Genomic DNA, 23,455 nt, shown 5'->3' with positions numbered 1-23,455 from the left:
AACATTGTGTGGCCATTGTCACAGTTGGTTACCAATTGAATCACAACTTAAAGCCAACAGTGGATGGCGGTCCACCCCCAGCTTGGTACCCTATAGGGCAAAGTCCCGCAGGTGGGATCAGCAATCAACTAGGCAAGAGATAATGAAAAAAACCATAGTTGCCGGAATCGTCCTCGCTGTTGGCGTGGCGGGCGCGATCTATCACAAAGAGACCAGCAAGGGCGATGGAGCCCGAGGCAAACCCAGGGGCACCCCCTCAGTGGTGGTGACCCAGGTGGCGGCCGAATCGATGCGCCGTGAGGTGGAAGCTCTGGGCACCGTCAAGGCCCGTGAGTCTGTGGTGATGTCGGTGAAAGTGACCGAAAAGGTGGAAGCGGTCCACTTCGATGATGGCCAACGGGTGGAAGCCGGCACTCTGCTGCTGACCCTGAGCGACGGCGAGCAGCAGGCCAAGCTGCGAGCGGCCCGGGCCAACCTGCAGGAACAGCAGAGGGAGTTTAATCGCATCAAGGACCTGGTCCAGGCCAAGACCATCGCCAGCTCGGAGCTGGACAGGCTGGCCACCTCGGTCGATGTGGCCAAGGCGACCCTGGCGCAGTACCAGGCGGAGCTGGATGCCCGCTACTTGCGCGCCCCCTTCTCCGGTGTCCTCGGGTTTCGAGAAGTCAGCCCAGGTACCCTGGTGACCCCCGGAACCGAGGTGACCACCCTGGATGACATCCAGGTGGTGAAGCTGGACTTCCCGGTGCCTGAGCGTTTCCTGTCCCAGCTCAACCCTGGCCGCAGCGTCGAGGCGACCGCGGCCGCCTTCCCCGAGCGGGTGTTCACCGGTACCGTGGTCAGCATCGACAGCCGGGTGGACCCTGTGACCCGGGCCGTGGTGGTTCGGGCCAACATCGAAAATCCGGATCTGGCCCTGCGCCCCGGCATGCTGATGACCCTCAAGCTGATTACCGAACAGCGGGATACCCTGGTGGTGCCTGAAGAGTCGATCATCCCCCTGCAGCAGCGTCACTACCTGTTCGTGGTGACCCCGGACAACCGTATTGAGCAGCGTGAGGTGGAAGTGGGCCTGCGCATTCGGGGCAGGGCGGAGATCCTCTCCGGCGTCAATGCCGGCGAGATCGTGGTGACCCGAGGCATCATGAAGGTGCGTCCCGGGCAGGAGGTGAACACCCGTAGCGGTGAGCCCTTCACTGTGCGGGGTGCCGAGTAATGCTGCTGACCGACCTTTCCGTCAAGAGACCGGTGTTTGCGTCGGTGATCAGCCTGCTGCTGATCGCCTTCGGCCTGGTCTCCTTCGACAAGCTGCCGCTGAGGGAGTATCCCAACATCGATCCGCCGGTGGTGGAGATCTCCACCAACTACCGGGGCGCCTCTGCCGCGGTGGTGGAGACCCGCATCACCCAGATCATCGAGGACCGCATCGCCGGCATCGAAGGGATCAAGAACATCTCCTCCTCCTCCAGGGATGGCCGCTCCTCGGTGACCCTGGAGTTCAACATTGAACGGGACATCGATGCCGCCGCCAACGACGTGCGTGACCGGGTGTCCGGGTTGTTGAACAACCTGCCGGAGGAGGCGGATCCGCCCGAGGTGCAGAAGGCCTCCGGCAGCTCTGAAGTGATCATGTGGCTCAACCTGCAGTCCTCCAGAATGGATACCCTGCAGCTGACCGATTATGCCCGCCGCTACCTGGTGGACAGGCTCAGTGTCATTGATGGCGTGGCCAACATTCGGGTCGGTGGTGGCAAGGTGTACGCCATCCGCATCTGGGTGGACCGCCAGGCCCTGGCGGCCCGGGACCTGACGGTGACCGACATCGAATCCGCCCTGCGTGCCGACAATGTGGAGCTGCCCGCCGGCAGCATTGAATCTGAAAACCGCCACTTCTCGGTGAGGGTGCAACGCAGCTTCCTGGCCCCGGAGGACTTCTCCCAGCTGGTGGTGGGGCGTGGCATGGACGGCTACCTGATCCGTCTGGCGGACGTGGCCCATGTGGAATTGGCGTCCGAAGAGGAGCGCATCACCTTCCGGGGCAACACCGAGTCGATGATCGGTCTGGGCGTGACCCGTCAATCCACCGCCAACACCCTGGAGGTGGCGCGGGCGGTCAATGCCCTGGTGGACGAACTCAACCCCACCCTGCCGGAAGGGATGGAGATCAAGCGCTCCTACGATGCCTCGGTGTTTGTTCAGGCCTCCATCGACGAGGTGTACAAGACCCTGGGGATCGCCATGTTGCTGGTGATTGTGGTGATCTATCTGTTCCTGGGCAGTGTCCGGGCGATGCTGATCCCGGCGGTCACCGTCCCCGTTTCCCTGCTGGCCACCTTCGTGGTGCTCTATGCCCTGGGATTCACCATCAACCTGCTCACCTTGTTGGCCCTGATCCTGGCCATTGGCATGGTGGTGGATGACGCCATCGTCATGCTGGAGAACATCCACCGCCGGGTGGAGGAGGGGGAGTCGCCGCTCAAGGCCGCCTTCCTGGGAGGACGCCAGGTGGCCTTTGCAGTGGTGGCGACCACCCTGGTGTTGATCTCGGTGTTTATGCCCATCGGCTTCCTGGAAGGGGATCTGGGCAAGCTGTTCAGGGAGTTCTCCATCGCCATGAGTGCGGCGGTGGCCTTCTCCTCTCTGATAGCCCTGTCGCTGAGCCCGATGATGTGCTCCAAGCTGCTCAAACCCGCCTCGGAAGATCCCTGGCTGGTGCGTAAGGTGGATCAGGCGATGGAGTGGGCCAAGTCCCAGTACCGGGACTCTCTCAAGCGCTGGGTGGCTCACCCTGTGCTGGTGGTGGCTATCATCGTCTCTGCCATGGGCGGCAGCGCCTTCCTGTTTACCAAGGTGCCCTCGGAGTTTGCTCCCAGGGAGGACCGGGGCTCCATGTTCATCATCATCAATGGCCCTCAGGGGGCCAGCTACTCCTTCATGAAGGACTACATGGATGAGATTGAGCATCGACTGATGCCCATGGTGGAGTCTGGCGAGATCAAGCGATTGCTGATTCGTGCGCCCCGGGGTTGGGGCCGGGTTGCCGACTTCTCCGGCGGCATGGCCATCATCAACCTGGAGGACTGGGGGCAGCGTCGCAGCGCCTTTGAGATCATGGCCGACATCCGCGGACGCCTGTCGGATCTCAGTGGGGTCAGGGCCTTCCCCATCATGCGTCAGGCCTTCGGCCGAGGGGTGGGCAAACCGGTGCAGTTTGTCATTGGTGGCGGCAGCTATGAGCAGCTGGCCCAGTGGCGTGACCAGATTATGGAGGCCGCCAAAGACAGCCCCATGCTGGTGGGACTGGACCACGATTACAAGGAGACCAAGCCACAGCTTAGGGTAGTGATCGACCGCGATCGGGCCGGAGACCTCGGGGTGTCCGTCAGCGCCATCGGCCGTACCCTGGAGTCGATGCTGGGGTCGCGTCTGGTGACCACCTTCGAGCAGCAGGGCAAGGAATACGATGTCATCATCGAGGGCCAGAGAGACAATCAGAACACCGCCTCGGATCTCTCCAATCTTTATGTGCGCTCCGCCTCTTCCGGTGAGCTGATCCCTCTGGCCAATCTGGTGTCGGTGGAGGAGTACGCCGATGCCCCCAGGCTGAATCGTTACAACCGCATGCGCGCCATCACCCTGGAGGCCAACGTGGCCGATGGCTACACCCTGGGTGATGCACTGGCTTACCTGGATGGTCTGGTGGATGAGCTGTTGCCGGTGGATGCCGTGGTCAGCTACAAGGGGGCCTCTCAGGACTATCAGGAGTCCGGCGATGCGGTGGTCTTCGTCTTTGCCCTGGCCCTGGTGGTGGTGTTCCTGGTGCTGGCGGCCCAGTTCGAGAGCTACATTCATCCCCTGGTGATCATGCTGACGGTACCTCTGGCTACCCTGGGCGCCCTGCTGGGCCTCTACTTCACCGGACAGAGCCTCAATATCTACTCGGAGATTGGGGTAATCATGCTGGTGGGGCTGGCGGCGAAGAACGGCATCCTGATTGTCGAGTTTGCCAATCAGCTGCGGGACCAGGGCATCAAGTTTGAGGAGGCGATCATCGAGGCGGCGGTACAGCGTCTGCGCCCGATCATGATGACCGGCATCACCACCGCCGCCGGGGCGGTGCCCCTGGTGCTGGCTACCGGAGCAGGGTCTGAGACCCGCTTTGTTATTGGTGTGGTGGTGCTCTCCGGTATCCTGGTGGCCACCCTGTTCACCCTGCTGGTGATTCCGGTGATCTACAACCTGCTGGCCCGCTACACCACCTCTCCGGAGTTTGTCGCCAGGCAACTGGATGAGGAGCTGGCCCAGGAGGACCTCTACCTGCTTAAGCGACGCAGCGGCGAGTGACCCGAGCCACCCCTGGGTGGCCGTCATCTTCAGCTGAAGGGCAAACAGGTTCAAGCCCCCTATAACGTCACCGTCCGGTGGCGTTTTCTTTTGTGCTCAATCCTTTAGTTCCTTGCTGGCCAATGCAACAAAAATGTCTCTAAGGTCAGAGGCATAGACTAGCCTTAAGGGAACAGGAGTAAAAAGGGGAAGGGCATGATCACGAGATTTTCTGGCTTGGTCGGGCTGATATTGGCGACGACCGCCGTGGTCGCCGAGCCTGTCTCCATGGGCAGTGATGGTCTGTGGAACCCGCAGATGGCCGCAGAGCTGGAGAAGTTCAAAGCCAGCCGAATGGTGACCCCTCTGGCACTGTCAGGTGCCCGGGAAGTGGATATCCTGGTGTGGTTGCCCGATTGGGCCCAACCCTACCCACGTTATGCCGAGCTGGAATCCATGGTCAACGCCATGGTCGCCGCCACCAACACCTATATGGAGAACTCCCAGGTGGCGGTGGACGTCAAACTGAAGGGGATCATTCCCCTGCGCAGCCTGAGCGAGCAGGGGGGCGCGGAGGCTCTGGTGACCGATTTCAGTCAACTGGATGTGGTTGATGATGCCCTGAACCTCCAATACGGCGCCGATCTTGGGATGCTGCTGGTCCCCGAGATGGACGATGCCGCCGGCATCGCCTTCCTCCCCGGCCGGCACTCGGTGGTGACCTACAACGGGCTGTCAGACAGCATCCGCAACTCGGTCGCGGCCCATGAGATTGGCCATAACTTCGGTGCCGGGCATGAGGGCAACGACAGTGCCCTGTTCCCCTTCAGCCATGCTTTCGATTGCGGCTTTGGCCGTACCGTGATGTGGTCCTTCGTCTCCCCCAGCACCCTGCCGAGCTACTCATCGCCTCTGCTGAGTTCACCTCTGGGGTGCGGTGATGCCGAGGAGGCGGACAATGGCCGAACCCTGAATGAATCCGCCGAGTTTATCGGTAACCGGGCCGCGCCGGTGGCGATCAGGGGCACCCTGGATCTGGACAGTTCTCCAGCTTCGGTGGAGGAGGGGCAGGCGTTTGAGCTGGGGATCAGCCGCAGTGACATCCAGGGGCGGGCTGCCGCCACCCTGCTGGTGAGTGTGGATGGAAGTGAACGCTTACTGCCGCTGACGTTTGAGGCTGGGGTAGAGCGCACGTCGGTAAGCCTTCAGGTGGCTCAGGACAGTGTCCAGAGCAATCGCACCCTGACGGCCCAATTGCTGTGGCCGGGAGGAGTGGCCCTGGGGCGGGATCAGCATTCGGTACAGATCATCGACAGCAGTGTCGGCGCCACCGGCACTGCGGTGTTTGCTCAGTCCAGTTTTGAGGTGACTTCGGGGCAGGTATTGGCCATAGTGCTGAACCGTGAGGGGGGAAGCAGCGGTCCGCTGACGGTGCAGCTTGAGACCCGGGATGGCACGGCACAGGCGGGAAGGGATTACACGGCGCTGAGTCTGCCGGTGAGTTTCGCCGACGGTCAGCTAAACCGTACGGTGAACCTGGTGACCTTCGATCAGGGTGTTGCCCGAAACCTGACTCTGGTGCTGACCGCTCCCGGAGGACTGGTCAGTCAGGCAACGGTGGCGCTGGTGCCCCCGGTGACCGTCCCGCCTGGCAGTGGCGGTGGTGGAGGTGGCAGTGCATTCGCATTTGGATGGGGACTGGTTATTGCCCTGCTTTGTCTGATGCGTCGCCGTCGTCGCTAGTGTCGCCGTCGGCTCCTTCGTCTTTTTTGCGGGGAGCCTTGGGCAGATTGGGTTTACCAAACTGAGGCATCTTGTAGTTGGCGGTGTACTTGAGCACCATGATGTTGCTGACGATGACGCCGAGAATCAGGGCGATCAGCAGCCAAGCTTGCCATTTTTCCATTCTAAGGTCTCTTGAGTCTTGTTCCTTGATTTAAGTGTACCCTGAATCTGGGCGTACCGGCAGGGCCGGTACGCCCAGAGCATCAACTTTCTGACCAACTGCCCCCGAGAGACTTATACAGGGCCACCACCAGTTGCGCATGGCGGGTCCTGGCCTGAATCAGTGTTGCGTTGGCCTGGTGTAAGGCGGCTCTGGCCTTGAGAAGATCTAGGGTCCCTGCCAGACCGGAGTCTGTCAGACTTTGGGTACGCGATACCGCCTGCGCCACCTGATCCCGGGAGCGGGTCAGCGCCTGCAGGTTCTGCTCACTGTAGCCGTAGGCGCTAAGCAGGGTTTCCACTTCGGAGAAGGCGCCGAGCAGGGTCCTCTGGTAATCCAGGGCAGCGATGTTGACCTGGGACTCGGCCACCGCCTCCATCGCTTCTCTCAAGCCTCCGTCGAACAGGGCCCAATTCATGCCGGCGCCGAAGCTCCAGGCGCTGCTGCCGCTGGCAAAGAGGTCACTGAAGTCGCTGGCTACCACCCCAGGGGTGCCGGTGAGATAGAAGCTGGGATAGCGATTGGCCATGGCGACGCCCAGCTCAGCATTGGCCACCTTCATCTGACGCTCCGCCAGGCGGATGTCGGGTCGTCGCTGCAGCAGTTCGGAAGGCAAGCCTATGGGGATCACCTTGTGGATCTGCGGCAGAGGGGTGGGTTGCCTGAGCTCCTTCAGCAGGCTGTCCGAAGGCTGGCCCAGCAGGATCGCCAGGCGGCGGCTATGGACCTCGATGGCGGTTTCTAGCTGAGGCAGCATTGCCGCCACCGCCTCCCGCTGCGCGGCCACCTGGGCGGCGTCGGCGCTGGAGGAGAGGCCGTGGGCCTTGAGGCTGTCTACCCTGGGCTGGATCTGTTCCAGATCGGCCAACTGAGCTCTGAGCAGAATCTCCTGCTCCTGGGCACTGCGCAGTTGCAGGTAGTTGCTGACGACGGCGCTGACCACCATCAGCCGGGTGCCGTCGGCGATGATCTCCACCTGTTCAGCCCGTGCCTCGCTGGCTTCAATCAGGCTGGCGGTCTTGCCAAACAGATCCGGTTCCCAGGCCACACCCAGGCCCAGGTAGGTGGCATCCAGCTGGCGGGAGGCCAGGGGGAAGCCCAGGGGCTGCCCTCCCACACTTGGGTTACGCAGTGGGCCGCCGATGGGGCCTTGCTCACTGAGTTGTCCGGCCACATAGCCTGCACCCAGGCCCACCTGAGGCAGACTGGTGGCGGAGACCGCCTCCCGGTAGCTGCTGGCCAGTTTGACCCGTTCCTGGGCAGCAAGCACCGTCAGGTTATCGGACAGCGCCTGGTTGACCAGGCGATTCAGTGCGGGATCCTCAAACTGGGTCCACCAGTTCAGTTCGGCTTGCTGAGTCGAGGTGGGGCCTGAGGCCTGCCACTGCTCTGGTTGCCAGGCTGGGGCATCCGGAGCCTGGTACTGCGGCCCCACGGCGCAGCCACATAGAATCAGGGGCAGCAGGGGAAGTAAGTACTTACGCATGGTTCTGTTCCTCTTGGAGTGGCACCTTGTAGAGCACCGCGTAGAAGACCGGCATGATCAGCAGGGTCAGGAAGGTGGCCAGGCTCAAACCACCGATGATGGTGGCGGCCATGGGGCCAAACAGGGGGTCCCACCACAGGGGGATCATCCCCAGTACCGTGGTCAGGGCCGCCATGCTGATGGCCAGGGTCCGGTTTACTGCGGATTCCACCAGGGCGTCGAAAGGGGAGCGCCCTTTGGCCAGTTCCAGATTGATCTGATCCATCAGCACAATGCCGTTCTTGATGATCATTCCGCTGAGGGCAATGGTGCCCACGATGGACATGAAGCCGAAGGGCTTGGCGGACAGCACCATGATGGGGACCACCCCGATGAAGGCCAAGGGAATGGTCAGCACAATAACCGCGGGCTGCCTCAGCCCGTTGAACATGGCCACCATCAGGATCAGCATGAATACGCCAGCCTTGGGCAACTGGGCGAATACGTCTTTAACCGAGCGGTCTTCGTCGTAGAATTCGCCGCCCCACTCCATGCGGTAGCCATCGGGCAGGGCAATGGCCTCGATCGCTTCGGCGATCTCCAGGCGCGTCTGGGAGGCGTAGATCCCCTCCACGTCGGCCTGTACCGTCATGGTTCGCAGCCGATTACGGCGCCAGATCTGACCCTCTTCGAACTGCAGCTGGAAACCGTCCACCACCTGTCCCAGAGGCACGACATGATTGCCCAGCAAAGGGGTGACCGGCAGGGTCAGCAGAGAGCTGAAGTCGTTTCTGCTCACCTCTGGGCTACGCAGCAGCACCGGCAGCCGATCGCGGCCTTCATAGAGGCTGGTGACCATAAAGCCATCGGTGGCCCGGGCCAGGGCGATGTTGACGTCGTTACGGGTGACGCCGGTGAGCCTGGCCCTGTCCTGGTTGAACTGGGGGACCAGTATCTTGGAGGGTTGGCGCCAGTCGTCCCGCACATACTTCAGGTTGGGGTGGGCGTTCATGATCGTCTTGGCCTGACTGGAGAGTTGGCGCAGCACCTCTGGGTCTGGACCACTGAAGCGGGCTTCGATGTTGAACTTGTCCACGGTGGCCAGCTTCAGGGGACGGAACCTGGGTTCGGCATGGGGAAAGTTGGCCTTGAGGAAGGCATCACCCCGTCGACGCAGCTGAGGGATCTGCTCATAGCTGTCCAGGTTAACCAGGATCTGGCCGTAGGCGGGGTCGTTGGGCTCAGGTTCATAGGTTACGGTGAACCTGGGGGCGCCGCCGCCAATGAAGCTGGCGATGCTGTTGACTTCCGGTTGCTCCAGCAGCCAGGCCTCAATCTTGGCCATATCCGCCGCCGTCTGATAGATGTTGCCCCCCTGGGGAAGCCAGTAATCCACGAAGGTGATGGCTCTGTCGGAGCCGGGCATAAAGTTCAGCACTACCTTGGTGCTGAGCGCGGCGGTAACCACCAGAGCGACAGCGATGGCGGTCAGGGCGGTCTTGCGGTTGTTGAGGATCCAGGTGATCACAGTTCGGGCCCTGCCCTGCCAGGCGGGCACCGCCTCGGCTCCCTCGGCAGGCTTGTAGAAGGCCCAGCACATCAAGGGGGTCACGGTAACGGCCACTACCCAGCTCAGCAGCAGGGAGGAGGCCATCACCTTGAACAGGTCGATGGCAAATTCAGCCGCAGCCGTCTGGCTGAACAGCACTGGCGAGGTGGCGGCCACGGCGATCAGGGTGGCGGCAAGCAGCGGGATCTGGGTTTCCTTCACCGATTGTGCGGCCGCGGTCTTGCGTTCGATTCCGGTGCGTACCTTGGCGATGTAGAGATCGGTGATGACGATGGCGTTGTCCACCAGCATCCCCAGGGCCAGGATAAAGGCCCCGACGGAAACTCGGTGCAGATCGACGCCGGCAATCAGCATATAGACCAGGGTCAGCAGCAGGGTGATTCCCAGGCTGGCTCCTACTATGGTGGCGCTTCGCCACCCCATGAAGATCCACAGGACGACGACCACGATGGCGATGGCACTCAGCAGGTTGCCGGTAAAGTTATTGACCGATTTCTGGACTTCATCGGGCTGGAATACGATGGTGTGCACCTGGACGCCGGCTGGCATGCGGGATTCGAACTGTGCCATCGCCGCCTTGAGGCTGTCACCAATGGCCACCACATTGAGACCATCCTGGGGATTCACCGCCAGGGTAATCGCACGTTGGCCGTTGTAGCGGTTCATCACTAGCGGGGTAGCGCTGTCGGCCTCATAGATCTCGGCCACGTCTCCCAACTTGAATCTCTGGTCTCCAACGGGTCCGGCACCGGCGCGCAGGATCAACCCTTTTACCGACTCCACTGAGCCCAGGGTATCGCTGTGGCTGAGTCGAATCCGCTCGTAGCCCAGGGTCAGTTGCCCCGGATGGCTGATGAGGCTCTGGCTGTAGAGCTGGTCCAGCAGTTGAGCGGGCGTCATCTGGTGCCTGGCCAGTTGCGCCTCATCGATCTCGATAAAGATCGCCCGCTCATGCAGTCCCTGGATGGCCACCTTATTGACTCCGTCCACCGCCTTTAACTGGCGCTGGAACAGGCGGGCATATTGGTTGAGCTCTCTGGGTGCAATGCTATCGCCGGTAACGGCGAACATCATGCCAAACACCTCGGAGAACTCATCCACCACCACGGAGATCTGTGCTTCCATGGGCAGCTCCAGCTTGATGTCATTGACCTTGCGTCTGAGCAGATCCCACTGTTGGGGCAGTTGCTCTCCGGTGGTGGTTTCGAGCAGGTCAATGAACACCATGGACTGGCCGGGCCGACTTACTGATCGGAGCTTCCACAGGCGTCCCATCTCTTGCAGCTTTCGCTCCATGACATCGGTGACCCTGAGCTCCACCTCTTCGGCACTGGCGCCGGGGTAGAGTGTCACCACGGCGGCGGTCTTTACGGTGAAGGCGGGGTCTTCAAGCTTGCCCATGGCAAAGTAGCCATAGAGACCCATCAGGCACAGCAGGGTGGTGAGAAAACTGGTGAAAAAGCGCCGGTTGATGGCCATAGATGCAAAATTCATGTCTGGGGCCCTCACAGTACAACCTGGCGGTCACCAAGCAGAATGTCACCCACTTGTGCGCCGTCGTCGAAATAGGGGGCCCCTGAGATCATCACTACATCCCCCTGTTGCAGCTGGCCCTGCACCCGAACCCGGTCACGCTGATAGCCAACCACCTCTACCGGGATTCGTGCTGCCCGGCCGTTGTCGACCACACTGACATAGGTCGACTCTCCCTGAGATTGCACCGCGCTGCTCGGCAGCAGGAAGCCGGGGTGTTGACTGGAGGTCAGAGCCAGGGTCATCAGGCCGGTCTGCTCCGGCCAGGCGCCCAGTGGCTGGTGGTCCAGGGTGGCGGTTACCTGAAAGGTGCGACTGAGCAGGCTGGCAGAGTGGCTGATTTCGGAGATCTGCGACTCAAACTCCCCCGGGTGATTTTTCAGCTTCAGTGCCGCCTTCATGCCGATATGAACGCGATGAGCTAACTGCTCAGGCAGGTCCAGCCTTACCTGAAACCCAGCTTCGCCATGCAGGGTCAGCACGTTCATCGCCGGGATAGCCTGTTCATGGGCCTCGATGGCCACGCTGGAGACCACGCCGTCGAAGGGGGCGGTCAGCACCGAGTAGCGAAGGGCGTCCTGCATCATCTGCAATCGCTGCTCCACTATGGTCACCGCCGCGGCGGTGCGCTCTACCGCGGTATTGGCCCGGTCCAGTTCAACCCGGGCAATGGCATCGTCCCTGTCTGCTGCGGCCACCCTGGCGCGCTCCTGCTGTGCCTGATTGGCCTGGGCCCTGGCCTCAATCAACCTGGCTTGGTACTCGGCGATCTGCACTTCGAAATCGTGGGGATCCAGTTGCATCAGCACGTCGCCTTTGCGAACACGCTGGCCCTGGTGTACCTGGACACTCTGTACCGGCCCGGCGACCCGAAACGCCAGCTGGGCATGCTCAACGGGCTCCAGGGTGGCCGGCAGGGAGATCAGCTCCATGGACTGGGGTTGAGACAGCACTACCGCCCGGACTGGGCGCGGGGTCTTATCGGCGACGATCTGAGCCTGAGGGGTGCATCCCTGCAGCAGCAGGCCCAGGCTGAGGGCCACAGCGGTGACCGGAGTGGAAAAGCGGTTCATCAAAGCCTCGAATTTGGGGAGTGTGCCGCAAGTCTATGGGCTGCCCCTCCAGGGATGAACCGGCATCAGTCAAAATGACTTTATCGAAAAATGAGAGAATCGGTGTGATTTTTAAGATGCTTGGCGGTATTACTTTCTGCTTTATCTCAATAACTGGAAGGCTGGGTTGCCTCGAACCTCCTCCAGGGCGAAGTCGATAAAGGCCCTGGACAGCTGGCTTGGGTGGCGTCGGGAGGGATAGATAAGCCAGATCTCCTCTGCTTGCTCATCGTCTCCCTCAAACAACTCCACCAGTCGCCCCTGCTGGATGAGTGGGATGGCGATGATGCTGGGCAGAAAGCCGATGCCATGGCCACTGCATACCAGGTCATCCAGCAGGCTTTGTTGGTTCACCACAAAATCCCCTTTGACCTCCACCTGCTCGCCCCCCTGGATCTGCCACAGGTTGTCCAGCCTGCCATTGGGCATGCGAAACGTAATGCAGTTGTGCTGGCTTAGCGCGGAAGGGGTGTCGGGGCGGCCGTGCCTGGACAGGTAATCTGGAGAAGCCACCACCATGCGCCTGAGCTTGCCTGCCAGTCGGGCCACTTCAGAGGAGTCTCGTTGTGGACCGATGCGCATCCCCAAATCAAATCCATGTTCCAGCAGGTCCAGCTCCTTGCCGGGGACTTCGACGTCGAAGGTGACCTCGGGGTGGGCTTTTTGAAACTTCTGCAGGAAAGGCAGCACCAGGTTGGAGTCGGCAAACAGCTGCAGTCGCAGCTTGCCGGAGAGCTTGCTGCGCTGGCCTCTGAGGCTCTCTATGGTGGCACTGAGCTCTGTCAGCATCGGCTGCACCTGCTGGTAGAACTGCTGTCCCTCCTCGGTGATCCTCAACTGGCGGGTGGTGCGGGCAAACAGGGGAAAGCCCAACTCCCCCTCCAATTGGCGCAAGCGGCGGCTGACGTTGGCCACCGGCAGATCGGCGGCATCGGCCGCCTGGGTGATGGAGCCGCAGTCGGCCACCAGCAGAAACAGGGAGAGATCCTCGGTTTTCATGACGTTAGATGTTCAGTGGACATGCATACCAGTGTATCACCTCGGCTTGAACCCGGGGCAAACCCTCCCCTTGTTTCGCCCCGACCCGGGCGATACCATGCGCTCCATCGAGGTATCAACCACAGGGAGTGGGGCAGTGGAGAGATTACTGGCGCCGGTTAAGGCTTTTTTGCACGGGGAGACCCCAGGCGCATGGATAGAGGAGGCCAGACGACCGGAGCGTCTGGCGGTGGTGCTGCAGGACCATCTGCTGTGCGAACTGAAGGCGGCACAGACCGCGGTGTGGCTGCTCAGGCGCTACGCCCTGGACAAGGGAGGCAGTGAGCGGCTGCAAGGGTGGATTCGTCCCTTCGAGGACAGGGTCTATCGCCCTCAGCTGGCCCAAGGGCAGCAGGCGATGGCCAGCGAGGTGACCCCGGCAGGACTCAGTTGCCGCCCGGATGCGCCCCTGGCGGGCCCCCTGGTGGAGAAGATGGTGCGCCTCATCAAGGAGGAACTGCACCATTTCGAGCAGGTGCGTGAGCTGATGCTGGCCAGGGGCATAGCCATCGAGCCCATCCGCGCCTCCCGCTATGCGGCCTCGCTGATGCAGTTGCTGCGCAGCAGCGACCCCTGGGTGCTGGTGGACCGCCTCATCATCGGCGCCTACATCGAGGCGCGCTCCTGCGAGCGCTTTGCCGCCCTGGCGCCCCATATGGATACGGAGCTACAGCGATTCTATCTCTCCCTGCTGCGCTCGGAGGCCCGCCATTATCAGGATTACCTGGCCCTGGCTCAGCTGGCCAGCCCTGAGCCCATCGATGAGCGGGTCAGGGAGATTGGCGAGGCGGAGTGGCGGCTGGTTGCCGAACCGGACGCCCTGTTCCGCTTTCACTCCGGGGTGCCGTCAGCCCTGTGACCAGCAGCATCAGTGCGGCGAAGTAGGTGACGAAGATGGTGGTCATGCCCAGTTGGGAGTGATAGACGAAGGTGTCGATGGCGATCATCGAATCGGAGATCAGGAACAGCGCCGCCCCCAGTTGGCTCTGCCAGTTGAGGTTGGCCCGTACCGCCCCCATCACCATGGCGGTCAGCAGCAGGCTGTAGAGGGCCAGCAGTGGTGCCCGGCCATCCAGATAGGGCCAGATCAGCCACAGAAATACCAGGGTGCCCACAGGCAGAGTGACCCACTGCCAGCTTGGGCGGCCCGGCGCTTGTCGCCACAGCAGCAGACACAGACACAGCTGGGTGATGCTGAAGGCACCCAGGCCCGGCACCAGGTGGGAGTTGTGGCCAAAGTCCAGGGCGATGTCACCACAGGCGGCGGCAGCCAGGGCCAGGTAGAGCAGGGGGCGGGGGCCGAGAACATGACGTCCCAGGCTCCACTGCAGCAGGGCCAGTGCCGGCAGTGCCTTGAGCAGCCAACTGAAGGGAAAGGGGCGAAACGCCTCAACGGCGGTGTAGGCAATGGCAGTGACCAGGGCCAGCAACCAGGGCAGGTGGCGGTTATCCATCATCATCCTTGAATGGAGAAAAGCCCATTTTGCCTCCTTAAATCAAAAGCTTCCATTGTGCTGTTTACCCGCAGCAACAGGATGGAAACCAGAGTGTACGTCGTGGTTTCACCTAAGGTCATGAATTAATAAGTAAATTGCTCAGTTTGCACGATTTTGGGGCCAGCTACGACCTTGGTCCAAATTTGATAAAAAGGTGTCTGAATTAGGCCCCTTTTCCAGTACAATGTGCGCGGCTTCAAGGTCGTACCCGGAAAATAATAATGAAATCAGACATCGTAATCTCTCAATCTGCTGACTTGGCCCCCATCACTGACATCGCTGCCGCCGCAGGCATCCAGCCGCAAGAGCTGGTGCCCCAGGGGCAGTACAAAGCCAAGCTCAGCCACCAGTTGCTCAAGCGCGCCAGCGCCGCGCCCCAGGGTAAGCTGGTGCTGGTGACTGCCATCACCCCCACGCCCCTGGGTGAAGGCAAAACCGTGACCACCATTGGCCTCTCCCAGGGACTCAAGGCCATCGGCCAGAAGGTGATGGCTTGCATCCGTCAGCCCAGCATGGGTCCGGTGTTTGGGGTCAAGGGCGGTGCCGCCGGTGGCGGTTACTCCCAGGTGGCGCCCATGGAGGAGATGAACCTCCACCTGACCGGCGACATTCATGCCGTGACCGCGGCCCACAACCTGGCGGCTGCCGCCATCGATGCCCGTGCCTACCATGAACAGCGCCAGGGCGACCAGTTTGAGGCCCGTTCCGGCCTGCCACGGCTGGGCGTCACTGCGGAGGGGATCGTCTGGAATCGTGTGGTCGACATGAACGACCGCGCCCTGCGCAAAATCCGCATCGGTCTCAATGAGCCGGGCAAAACCGTCAACGGTCTGGAGCGCGAGAGTGGCTTCGACATCTCCGCCGCCTCCGAATTGATGGCCATCCTGGCCCTGGCCAAGGATCTTAAGGATCTGCGCCAGCGCCTGGGGCAGGTGGTCCTGGCCTACAACGAACACAATCAGCCAGTGACCGCCGAGCAGATCGGGGTTGCCGGCGCCATGGCCGCCATCCTGAAGGAGGCCGCCCAGCCTACCCTGATGCAGAGCCTGGAGGGAGTGCCTACCCTGGTGCATGCAGGACCCTTTGCCAACATCGCCCATGGCAACTCCTCGGTGATCGCCGACCGTATCGCCCTGGGTCTGGCGGATGTGGTGGTGACCGAAGGGGGCTTCGGTTCCGATATGGGCTTTGAGAAAGCCTGTAACATTAAGGCGCGCGCCGCCGGCCGAGGCCCGGATGCCGCCGTGGTGGTGGCGACACTTCGAGGCCTGAAAGCCAACTCGGGTCGTTATGACCTGCGCCCTGGCCAGCCCCTGCCCGACGCCCTGTTCCAGGAGGATCTCGTCGCCCTGGCCGATGGATTTGCCAACCTGAAGTGGCACATCGACAATGCCCGCCGCTACGGCGTGCCCGTGGTGGTAGCCCTCAACCGTTTCCCCGATGACAGCGACATGGAGCTGGCCTGGCTGGAAGCCAGGGTCAAGGAAGCCGGAGCCAGCGTGGCCCTATCGGAAGCCTTCGCCAAAGGCGGTGAAGGTGCCCAGGCGCTGGCGGAGGCGGTGATGGTTGCCCTTCAGCAGCCTGCGGATTTCCGCCCTCTGTATGAGCTGGAGCAGCCCCTGGAGGCCAAGCTGCTGACCCTGGCCGAGGTGGCCTATGGTGGCGATGGCATTGAGCTCTCTGAGCAGGCGCGCAGTGATATCGACCGCCTGACCGAGCTGGGATACGGCAATCTGCCTCTGTGCATGGCCAAGACGCCGCTCTCCATCAGTCATGACCCTGCCCTCAAAGGGGTGCCCAGCGGCTTTACCGTGCCGGTTCGTGGCCTGAGGTTGTGTGCCGGTGCTGGCTTCGTTTATGCCTTGACTGGCAATGTGATGACCATGCCGGGCCTGCCGGAGCGGCCCGCCTACCTGAGCATCGACATCGATGATGAGGGCAACATCACCGGCATTGACGAGTGAGCCCGAAGCGGAAACTAAGATAAACCAGCGAAAACGCCCCTCGATAGGGGCGTTTTTTCAGGCTTTTGAGTAGGAAAGACCCTGTTTAAACTAGGGGCGTTTGGACTGGGGGCCCCCTGTGGTACCCTAAGCCCTCAGTTTTTGGTGAGTGTGTGAGTTATGAAATACCAGATTGTGCCTGTCACCCCCTTCCAGCAGAACTGCTCCCTGTTGTGGTGCAGTGAAACCAATAAGGCAGCGGTGATCGATCCCGGCGGTGACCTGGAACGGATTCAGGCGGCCATCGATAAGCTGGGAATCGAGGTTGAGCAGGTGCTGCTGACCCATGCCCATATCGACCACGCTGGCGCCTCCCGCATGTTGGCGGATCAGCTGGGCGTGCCGCTGGTGGGTCCCCACAAGGCGGATCAGTTCTGGCTGGATCAGCTGCCACAGCAGGCGCAGATGTTTGGTCTGGCCCTGTCTCAGGCATTCACCCCGGATCGCTATCTGGAAGATGGCGAGCAGGTGGCAGTGGGTAACGTCACCCTGGACGTGCTGCACACTCCGGGCCATACCCCAGGCCATGTGGTGTTCCACAATGCCGATTCCGGTCTGGCCTTCGTAGGCGATGTACTGTTTGCCGGCTCCATTGGCCGCACCGACTTCCCCATGTCCAATCATGGTGATCTTATCGCCTCCATCACCGGCAAACTGTGGCCCCTGGGCGGTGACACCGAGTTTGTGCCTGGTCATGGCCCCAACTCCACCTTTGGTCAGGAGCGCAGCTCCAACCCCTTCGTTGCCGACGCGGTCCTGGGTGGCTAGTCGGTCAGGGGCAACGGAAGCCGGCCACTGGGCCGGCTTTTTTGTGCCTCGGGAAAGCGGATTCGGGGGCGGGGTCAAAGATCTGCAATCCTCCAGGCGCTCAGCCCAGCCGCAGCTTTGACACCATGGTAGGCTTGCGCCACTGCGAGTTTTGAGGTGTGACAATGAAGTATCAGGTGCTACAGGTAAGCTCCTACCGAACCAACTGCTCCCTGCTCTGGTGTACCCAGACCAACAAGGCGGCCATTATCGACCCCGGCGGCGATGCCGAGCTGCTGCTCAATGCCATCGAAGAGAGGGGGCTCACGCTGGAGCGGGTGCTGTTGACCCACGGTCACATCGATCATGTTGGGGTGGCGCGGGTGTTGGCACAGCGGCTGGGGGTGCCGGTAGAGGGGCCTCACCGTGATGACCAGTTCCTGTTGGACATGCTGCCCCAGGAGGCCCGCACCTATGGCTTTCCCATGGTGGAGGCCTTTATGCCCGAGCGTTACCTCGACCAGGGGGACAGTATCCAGGTGGGCAGTCTGACCCTGGAGGTGTTGCACACGCCCGGTCACACCCCTGGCCACCTGGTGTTCCATAACCCTGACGCCGACATCGCCTTTGTGGGCGACCTGATCTTCGCCGGCTCGGTGGGACGCACCGATTTTGAGGGCGGCAACCAGGCGGATCTGATTCGCTCCATCACCCAGGTGCTCTGGCCTCTGGGAGAACAGACGGAGTTTGTTCCGGGCCACGGCCCCAACTCCACCATCGCCCGGGAGCGCCGCCTCAACCCCTATGTGGCGGACAACCAGCTTCAGGCTTAGTCACAAAAACGGAAAAACCGGCCTCAGGGCCGGTTTTTTTTCGTCTGCGTCTGCCACAGTCTGGGCTGGCGGTCGATGCTGATGATGTCGTAGATCAGATAGGCCAGCAGCGGCAGCCCGGCCAGAAAAGTCAGCTTCACAAACTCCATGGAGGCGGGATTGCCCAGTACAGTCAAATCGGTCATGGTGTATCTCCTCTTAGGGGTGAGAAGGTCCATTCCTTGGCCTGGATTAGGACGCTTTCGCGTCAGCCAGGGCAGAATAGCGACCGGGCAGGGGCAGCTCAAGAAATGAGCGGGATTATCAGAGGCTGATTCAGAGTGAGTTCAGAGGGGCAAAAAAAGGCCGGTCCCAAGACCGGCCTTATCCATCATCATTACTGGTTTACAGCTTGTAGTTCACCGACAGCATCACCATGTGGGCGTTGTAGTCGCTGTTCAGGTCACCCAGGGTGATCAGGTTAGGTACAACGTCCTGCTCTACCGCAGCGTAGTCCGCGTCCTCGTAGCGCTCGAAGCGGTAGTCCAGCCTCAGGGAGAGGGCAGGGTTCACCGCGTAGGTGCCGTAGAGGTTGAGGTTGTAGCTGGTGGCAAAGTAGCCGTCATACTCGCTGAAGCCGGAAGTGGTGTCACTGTTGGAGTCGGCGTAGACGTAATCGCCGCCCAGGACCAGCTTCTCGGCCATCAGACCACTGTAGGTGAAGCCCAGGCCAAAGTGCTCAAACTCATCTTCCACCTTGGCATCCCAGCTGGCAGGACCGGACACGGAGCCGGACTGCTCGGAGAAGATCCACTGCTTGCCAAAGAACAGGTGAGTGTTGAAACGCTCGGTGTGCTGGAACGCCAGGGTGGCGTCGAAACCATAATCCTCGGCCTCGGTCAGGCCCACTTCGGACTTGTCGTAGTCATCCAGGGCGTAGTAGCCGCTCAGATCCACGGTCAGACGGTCCAGAGGGGTGTGGCTGACGCGCAGTTCCACTTCGCTGCGATCCCGGTCGGCCACGTTATAGCGGCGCATCAGGTCGTTGTTGTTACCCGTAACCGTGTAGGTGGTGCCATCACGGCTGGAGAAGCCACCCTTCAGGGCGATGTCCCAGGCGTCGAAGGCGGTCACACGAACACGACCCCAGACGGCGTCATCTGTGGTGTCTTCGCGGTCCTGAGCGCTGCGGGTCACCTCTTTACGGTCGTAACCCAGGTCCACCCGGTAGCCGCGGGCAATGCGATAGCTTGCGCCCAGCTTATAGGTGGTACGGTCTACGTCGTAGGCCTGGTACTCGGCGGCGTCACCGGAGTTGGGGTCCAGCGCCAGCTCGGTCACCAGGATGTCAGAGGAGTTGTCACGCTCGCTGTAATCCACGGAGGCGGTCAGGCGCAGGGCGTTGGTCGCCATGGAGGTCAGCTTCAGGTTGGCATCCAGGGTCTCGATCTTGCCGTCGAAACCGGCGATGCCGTTGTTGACCACCAGCAGATCCTGGTCCTGAGTCATCTCACCGGAGGAGACGCGGCCGGAAACCTGGGTGCGACCGAAGCTGTAGAAGCCATTGGCCATCACCTGGTAGGCATCGTTGTCCGGAGCGTCCTGATAGGCACCCTGAACCGCGCCAAAGTTCAGCACGTCCACCTTGTTGTCGTAGCTGGAGGCCAGGTAAGCCAGCTGGGTAAACCACTGCTCACCCTGCAGCTTGACCCCGGCTTCCCAGGTGTCGGTGCTGCTGTCTACCGGCTTGGCCACATTGGTGGGGGTACCACCCCAGATGGAGGCTTCCTTCAGGCCGGTCTTATCTTCGCGACGGAAGTTGGCATAGGTCTGCCACATCTCGCCACCGAAGCTCAGCTCGGCGCCATAGCGCTCACGCTCGGTCTCCAGGGTCTGCTCCTGCAGATCCCCTGCTACCCAGGTGTTGCCGACGACGGAGTAGTTGGACTGGGCGTGGTCGTTCTTCACCGTGACCAGCTTGCCGTACTCCACGGCCACGTTCCAGGTGTCACCGTGACCGGCAGCCAGGCGGGCTTCGCCATTGTCCATGCCCAGGTTGCGGGCTTCCAGAGACGCGCCATAGCCGGACTCTGAGGTGTATTTCAGGTCGGAGTTGAAGGCACCGAAGGCACCGTCTTCCGCACCGAAGTAGTTGGCGGAGCGCTCGTTGTCGCTGTCCACCGCACCGGCGGCCACACCAACGCTGCCCTGGGCACCGTACTCGACGACGCAACGCTTACAGGACCACTTGTCGGTGTTGATCTTGTCCAGGTTGGCTTCCTGGATGCTGTAACCACCCGCCATTGCCATGCCGGAAACGCCGGCGAGGGCCAGGGTGATCAGGTTATATCTGAATCTCATGCTTCCCTCTCCTTAGCGCTGCAGCGCTTTGCCGGCAGGGTGGTTAGACCCGTGAATCTGGCTGTGGCAGTTCAAACAGCTTTGACCGGAGGTAAACACGCTTGGCTTACCATTGATGCTGTTGCCACTGTGAGGGTTGGTGTGACACTGCTGACAGAGCTGAGGAGCACGGTTGGTCAGCATGCCCTCATTAACACTGCCGTGAGGGTTGTGACACAGAGAGCAATCCTCGGTCACAGGAGCGTGCTCCCACAGGAAAGGGCCGCGTTTCTCGGCGTGACACTGGTAGCAGTTGTCGTTGACCGAGACTTGGTTCAGGGCCGCTTCTGACATGGAGCCGTGCGGGTTGTGACAGTCGGTGCAGCTCATGTCCGCCCACTTCAGCGGGTGAGAGGAGCGCTTGTTCATGTCCGCCTTCTGGCGGCTGTGGCAGGCGGTGCAGGTATCCACTTCGGTATGACGATCCAGGATAGGATCCTTGTCGGTGTGTACCTTGTGGCAGGAGGCACAGGCCACCTCTTCCAGGTTGTGGGTGGAGGAGTGCCAGGCCATGCGCTCGCCATCCTGGTGACAGGAGAGACAGACGCTGTTCTGTTTGGCCGCTGGGATGGGGGCGTCGGCACCGAACTGAATCATCGGTTCCTTACCACCACGGTTGTGCTTGCCCTGAGGGCCGTGACAGGCTTCGCACTGCAGGCCGGCCATGGGGCTCTTGCTGCTGTTGGTGCTGCCGTGTACGCCCTTGAAGATCGCCATTACCTGCTCGTTCTTCTTATGGCACATCAGACAGCCGTCGGCGCCCTTCTTGGAGTATTTACCCTCGGCAAACTTGGTGTCCAGGATCTGCTCCACTTCCGCGTCGGGCATCTTGTCCCAAGGCGCGGCGGTTGCACCCAGACCGGTAAGCAGGGCAAGGCCGGCCACCAGGGGGGTTAACCATTTCATCTGTTTCATAAGGTATTCCTAACTGTGATCCGAACAAGGGGAGGGCTAAAGCCCTCCCCAACGCCTTAGAACTTGACGTTGCCGTGGTTTACCACTTCGGGAGCGTGGCAGACCAGGCAGTTCTCAGCGGAAACGGCCAGCTGGGCGTCAGCCTTCTCACCGTTGTATACGCCGTTGCCGAAGGTGCCGCCGGTCATGTGGCTGATGGCGCCCTCATAATCGTGGCAGCTGGCACAGGTGGCGGTGATCGGGGTGCCGTAGCGGGCGTCGGCGGGGTTGAAGCCGCTGCCGCCATCAACGATGCCGGTGTTGATCACGTCCTTCTTCTTGAAGGAGTCCAGGTTGAAGCTGGTGTGGCACTGGGCACAGTCGCCAACAATGGCCTTGTCCTTGTGGGTCACGTGCAGCTTCTGCTCGATGGCGCCCTGATTGGCGTAGGAGTAAGTACCTTCTGGGGTGTGACAGGTCACACAGCCAGTCAGGCCTTCGGCCACATCGGTCAGGACGAAGCCAGAGTGGTAGCCTTTGTGAATCTGCCAGTTTTCGTTGTGGCAACCTTCACACTTGGTGAAATCCAGGGAGTCGGAGTGACGCTTGGAAGCGGCTTCACCGGACTTGGTGACGAAGGCCAGGTTGGCTTTCAGACCGGTGTAGTTGGCCACGTCGTTGGGGTCAGCCACGTCGGCACAATCCACAATGGTGTCACCCTGGGTGCAGGCCGCAACGCCAATGAAGGAGAAGGCGGTGTCGTCATCAGCACCAGCGGCACCATAAGGCAGAGGGTTGCCGTCATGGTCGGTGATGGGCATCACGAAGTTGCCATCTACGATGGTGGTGCCGGAGGCCAGTTCACCATTGACTACCGCATCCTGGTGGCTGCCGGTGCCGTAGCTCAGTACGGGGTAGTTAGGACCAACATTGGTCAGTACTTCGACGCGCTTCAGCTTAGGCAGAACCTCGTTGGCGTCCAGCTTGTTGCCTTGGGCGTCGGTGATGGTTACGGAGATGCTGGTGCTGTCGTTCTCAGCATCGTAGCTCAGCTCGGTGGTGTTGCCCCACTGGGCAATTACCTTGGCGGCCTCATTCCACTCACCCAGGTGGGCTTCGATGGTGCCGGTCACTACGCCGGTGCCTTCTGCGGTGTGGCAGGTGGCACAGGTGGAGCTGTCAGGCTGCTCATTGATGTGAGCGTTGTCGGTGTGACAGCTGGAGCAGGTGGTCTTGGAAGGAACCATGGACCAGTTGCCCCATTCGGTCAGGGCCAGGTCGGCCTCTGGCTCGGAGGTCAGGTGGCAGACGTTACAGGCGGCACGGTCGGTGGGGTATTCACCGGCTTCGGCGGCAACCTGGTGCACATCGTGAACCAGAACGGTCAGGCTGCGATTGGTGCGACCACCGTCTGCCTTCATGCCATCGTGACAGGTGGCACAGGTCTGTGGGTTGGTGTAGCTGTGCTTAATCGCTTCACCTTCGCCGTGACAGGCGGCACAGGAATCGATGGCCACAATGTTTCGGGTGTAGTCGGCAGCGGCGCCGGCGGCATTGTAGTCAAAGGCCACTTCGGCCTGGGGAACGGTGGTGGAACCGTCTGTCAGGGTGCCGGCGGGAACAACAATGTTCAGGCGGCGAGTAAAATCAGGATCCAGCTGGGCTTTTTCCAGAGAGGAGAAGGTCACGCTGTAGTAGCCGTTCTTCTCATCGACGATCTCGGCAGCACCATACTTGCTGTCGTGACCGGCAACCTGCCACATGGTGCTGTCGCCTACGGTCTTGTGACCGGCGGGCAGCAGCTGAGCCACGTTGATCTTCATGCCCTGCAGGCCAACAACGGACTCATCCTCTTCATTGGTGGCCAGCACCTTGAAGACAGGAAGGCCATTGTCGAAGCTGACGTCGGTAACGGACAGGTTCAGTTGGTTGACTTCGGTGGCTGGCTCACCGCCGGGACGACCGGGGTTGCCTTCATTGCCATCATTGCCATCGGAGCCGCCACAGGCGGACAGCGCTGCACTGACTACCGCTGCGGTAGCCATCAGGCGCCAGTTGGGGGTTTTCATCATCATCATTATCATTTCCCTGCTTTTGGAGATGGTTTTTTGTTAACC

At 61.3% G+C, this 23,455-nt stretch carries 17 protein-coding genes; 7 read left to right on the top strand and 10 right to left on the bottom strand.

The window, feature by feature from the left end; translation table 11 throughout:
• Positions 1-142 precede the first annotated feature (142 nt).
• The 3 genes from ACN0RV_RS03095 to ACN0RV_RS03085 all read left to right on the top strand — a co-directional run bounded on the left by ACN0RV_RS03095 (position 143) and on the right by ACN0RV_RS03085 (position 6,066).
• Positions 143-1,216 carry an efflux RND transporter periplasmic adaptor subunit gene (locus ACN0RV_RS03095; RefSeq protein ID WP_417345477.1) on the top strand — a complete coding sequence of 358 codons (1,074 nt, stop codon included), beginning with the start codon at positions 143-145 and terminating at the stop codon, positions 1,214-1,216.
• Positions 1,216-4,344: an efflux RND transporter permease subunit gene (locus tag ACN0RV_RS03090; protein WP_417345475.1), complete on the top strand. Its 3,129-nt coding sequence runs from the start codon at positions 1,216-1,218 to the stop codon at positions 4,342-4,344. The genes ACN0RV_RS03095 and ACN0RV_RS03090 overlap by 1 nt, the downstream gene beginning before the upstream one ends.
• A gap of 195 nt (positions 4,345-4,539) precedes the next feature.
• On the top strand, positions 4,540-6,066 hold the full coding sequence (locus tag ACN0RV_RS03085) for a zinc-dependent metalloprotease family protein (RefSeq protein WP_417345473.1): 1,527 nt from the start codon (positions 4,540-4,542) through the stop codon (positions 6,064-6,066).
• Here the strand turns inward: ACN0RV_RS03085 and ACN0RV_RS03080 are convergent.
• The 5 genes from ACN0RV_RS03080 to ACN0RV_RS03060 all read right to left on the bottom strand — a co-directional run bounded on the left by ACN0RV_RS03080 (position 6,026) and on the right by ACN0RV_RS03060 (position 12,947).
• Positions 6,026-6,229 carry a DUF2897 family protein gene (locus ACN0RV_RS03080; RefSeq protein WP_417345471.1) on the bottom strand — a complete coding sequence of 68 codons (204 nt, stop codon included), beginning with the start codon at positions 6,227-6,229 and terminating at the stop codon, positions 6,026-6,028. The genes ACN0RV_RS03085 and ACN0RV_RS03080 overlap by 41 nt on opposite strands.
• An 82-nt stretch (positions 6,230-6,311) precedes the next feature.
• Complete coding sequence (locus ACN0RV_RS03075; protein WP_417345470.1) at positions 6,312-7,754, bottom strand: efflux transporter outer membrane subunit; 1,443 nt, start codon at positions 7,752-7,754, stop codon at positions 6,312-6,314.
• Positions 7,747-10,797 carry an efflux RND transporter permease subunit gene (locus ACN0RV_RS03070; RefSeq protein ID WP_417345468.1) on the bottom strand — a complete coding sequence of 1,017 codons (3,051 nt, stop codon included), beginning with the start codon at positions 10,795-10,797 and terminating at the stop codon, positions 7,747-7,749. The genes ACN0RV_RS03075 and ACN0RV_RS03070 overlap by 8 nt, the downstream gene beginning before the upstream one ends.
• A gap of 11 nt (positions 10,798-10,808) precedes the next feature.
• The gene (locus ACN0RV_RS03065) at positions 10,809-11,909 is read right to left on the bottom strand and encodes an efflux RND transporter periplasmic adaptor subunit (RefSeq protein WP_417345466.1); all 1,101 of its coding nucleotides are present in this window, start codon (positions 11,907-11,909) and stop codon (positions 10,809-10,811) included.
• Positions 11,910-12,050: 141 nt separating this feature from the next.
• A complete protein-coding gene (locus ACN0RV_RS03060) occupies positions 12,051-12,947 on the bottom strand; it encodes a LysR family transcriptional regulator (RefSeq protein ID WP_417345464.1) in 897 nt (298 codons plus the stop codon).
• Between the two features lie 136 nt (positions 12,948-13,083).
• Here ACN0RV_RS03060 and miaE point away from each other — a divergent pair, with 136 nt between their 5' ends.
• On the top strand, positions 13,084-13,845 hold the full coding sequence (gene miaE / locus ACN0RV_RS03055; RefSeq protein WP_417345463.1) for a tRNA isopentenyl-2-thiomethyl-A-37 hydroxylase MiaE: 762 nt from the start codon (positions 13,084-13,086) through the stop codon (positions 13,843-13,845).
• Here miaE and ACN0RV_RS03050 read toward each other — a convergent pair.
• The gene (locus ACN0RV_RS03050; protein WP_417345461.1) at positions 13,757-14,440 is read right to left on the bottom strand and encodes a lysoplasmalogenase family protein; all 684 of its coding nucleotides are present in this window, start codon (positions 14,438-14,440) and stop codon (positions 13,757-13,759) included. The two genes, miaE and ACN0RV_RS03050, sit on opposite strands and share 89 nt — an antisense overlap.
• Positions 14,441-14,703: 263 nt before the next feature.
• Here ACN0RV_RS03050 and ACN0RV_RS03045 point away from each other — a divergent pair, with 263 nt between their 5' ends.
• From ACN0RV_RS03045 to ACN0RV_RS03035, 3 genes are all read left to right on the top strand, one after another.
• Positions 14,704-16,446 (top strand): formate--tetrahydrofolate ligase, encoded by a 1,743-nt coding sequence (locus ACN0RV_RS03045; RefSeq protein ID WP_417345459.1) that lies wholly within the window; start codon positions 14,704-14,706, stop codon positions 16,444-16,446.
• Between the two features lie 159 nt (positions 16,447-16,605).
• Complete coding sequence (locus ACN0RV_RS03040) at positions 16,606-17,253, top strand: MBL fold metallo-hydrolase (protein ID WP_417345457.1); 648 nt, start codon at positions 16,606-16,608, stop codon at positions 17,251-17,253.
• A 164-nt stretch (positions 17,254-17,417) separates the two neighbouring features.
• Positions 17,418-18,065 carry an MBL fold metallo-hydrolase gene (locus ACN0RV_RS03035; protein WP_417345455.1) on the top strand — a complete coding sequence of 216 codons (648 nt, stop codon included), beginning with the start codon at positions 17,418-17,420 and terminating at the stop codon, positions 18,063-18,065.
• A 23-nt stretch (positions 18,066-18,088) separates the two neighbouring features.
• Here the strand turns inward: ACN0RV_RS03035 and ACN0RV_RS03030 are convergent, their stop codons facing one another.
• The 4 genes from ACN0RV_RS03030 to ACN0RV_RS03015 form a co-directional block, all read right to left on the bottom strand.
• A complete protein-coding gene (locus ACN0RV_RS03030) occupies positions 18,089-18,250 on the bottom strand; it encodes a hypothetical protein (RefSeq protein WP_417345453.1) in 162 nt (53 codons plus the stop codon).
• A 199-nt stretch (positions 18,251-18,449) separates the two neighbouring features.
• Entirely contained in the window at positions 18,450-20,405 is a 1,956-nt protein-coding gene (locus tag ACN0RV_RS03025) for an MtrB/PioB family decaheme-associated outer membrane protein (RefSeq protein WP_417345451.1), read from the bottom strand.
• Positions 20,406-20,417: 12 nt separating this feature from the next.
• The gene (locus tag ACN0RV_RS03020; RefSeq protein ID WP_417345842.1) at positions 20,418-21,350 is read right to left on the bottom strand and encodes a DmsE family decaheme c-type cytochrome; all 933 of its coding nucleotides are present in this window, start codon (positions 21,348-21,350) and stop codon (positions 20,418-20,420) included.
• A gap of 65 nt (positions 21,351-21,415) precedes the next feature.
• Positions 21,416-23,416, bottom strand: a complete 2,001-nt coding sequence (locus ACN0RV_RS03015) for an OmcA/MtrC family decaheme c-type cytochrome (RefSeq protein WP_417345450.1) — start codon at positions 23,414-23,416, stop codon at positions 21,416-21,418.
• Positions 23,417-23,455: the final 39 nt, after the last annotated feature.

This window comes from Ferrimonas sp. (genome assembly GCF_048263965.1).
In the GTDB taxonomy this organism is placed as follows: domain Bacteria; phylum Pseudomonadota; class Gammaproteobacteria; order Enterobacterales; family Shewanellaceae; genus Ferrimonas.
This window is presented reverse-complemented; position numbering and strand designations above follow the sequence as displayed.

What these genes read in the sequence shown, in the direction of transcription:
- ACN0RV_RS03045 (WP_417345459.1), top strand. Translation starts at nt 14,704, where the DNA reads ATGAAATCAGACATCGTAATCTCTCAATCTGCTGACTTGGCCCCCATC.
- ACN0RV_RS03025 (WP_417345451.1), bottom strand. Translation starts at nt 20,405, where the DNA reads ATGAGATTCAGATATAACCTGATCACCCTGGCCCTCGCCGGCGTTTCC.
- ACN0RV_RS03065 (WP_417345466.1), bottom strand. Translation starts at nt 11,909, where the DNA reads ATGAACCGCTTTTCCACTCCGGTCACCGCTGTGGCCCTCAGCCTGGGC.
- ACN0RV_RS03075 (WP_417345470.1), bottom strand. Translation starts at nt 7,754, where the DNA reads ATGCGTAAGTACTTACTTCCCCTGCTGCCCCTGATTCTATGTGGCTGC.
- ACN0RV_RS03095 (WP_417345477.1), top strand. Translation starts at nt 143, where the DNA reads ATGAAAAAAACCATAGTTGCCGGAATCGTCCTCGCTGTTGGCGTGGCG.
- ACN0RV_RS03060 (WP_417345464.1), bottom strand. Translation starts at nt 12,947, where the DNA reads ATGAAAACCGAGGATCTCTCCCTGTTTCTGCTGGTGGCCGACTGCGGC.
- ACN0RV_RS03030 (WP_417345453.1), bottom strand. Translation starts at nt 18,250, where the DNA reads ATGACCGATTTGACTGTACTGGGCAATCCCGCCTCCATGGAGTTTGTG.
- ACN0RV_RS03085 (WP_417345473.1), top strand. Translation starts at nt 4,540, where the DNA reads ATGATCACGAGATTTTCTGGCTTGGTCGGGCTGATATTGGCGACGACC.
- ACN0RV_RS03015 (WP_417345450.1), bottom strand. Translation starts at nt 23,416, where the DNA reads ATGATGATGATGAAAACCCCCAACTGGCGCCTGATGGCTACCGCAGCG.
- ACN0RV_RS03035 (WP_417345455.1), top strand. Translation starts at nt 17,418, where the DNA reads ATGAAGTATCAGGTGCTACAGGTAAGCTCCTACCGAACCAACTGCTCC.
- ACN0RV_RS03070 (WP_417345468.1), bottom strand. Translation starts at nt 10,797, where the DNA reads ATGAATTTTGCATCTATGGCCATCAACCGGCGCTTTTTCACCAGTTTT.
- ACN0RV_RS03040 (WP_417345457.1), top strand. Translation starts at nt 16,606, where the DNA reads ATGAAATACCAGATTGTGCCTGTCACCCCCTTCCAGCAGAACTGCTCC.
- ACN0RV_RS03080 (WP_417345471.1), bottom strand. Translation starts at nt 6,229, where the DNA reads ATGGAAAAATGGCAAGCTTGGCTGCTGATCGCCCTGATTCTCGGCGTC.
- ACN0RV_RS03090 (WP_417345475.1), top strand. Translation starts at nt 1,216, where the DNA reads ATGCTGCTGACCGACCTTTCCGTCAAGAGACCGGTGTTTGCGTCGGTG.
- ACN0RV_RS03050 (WP_417345461.1), bottom strand. Translation starts at nt 14,440, where the DNA reads ATGGATAACCGCCACCTGCCCTGGTTGCTGGCCCTGGTCACTGCCATT.
- ACN0RV_RS03020 (WP_417345842.1), bottom strand. Translation starts at nt 21,350, where the DNA reads ATGAAATGGTTAACCCCCCTGGTGGCCGGCCTTGCCCTGCTTACCGGT.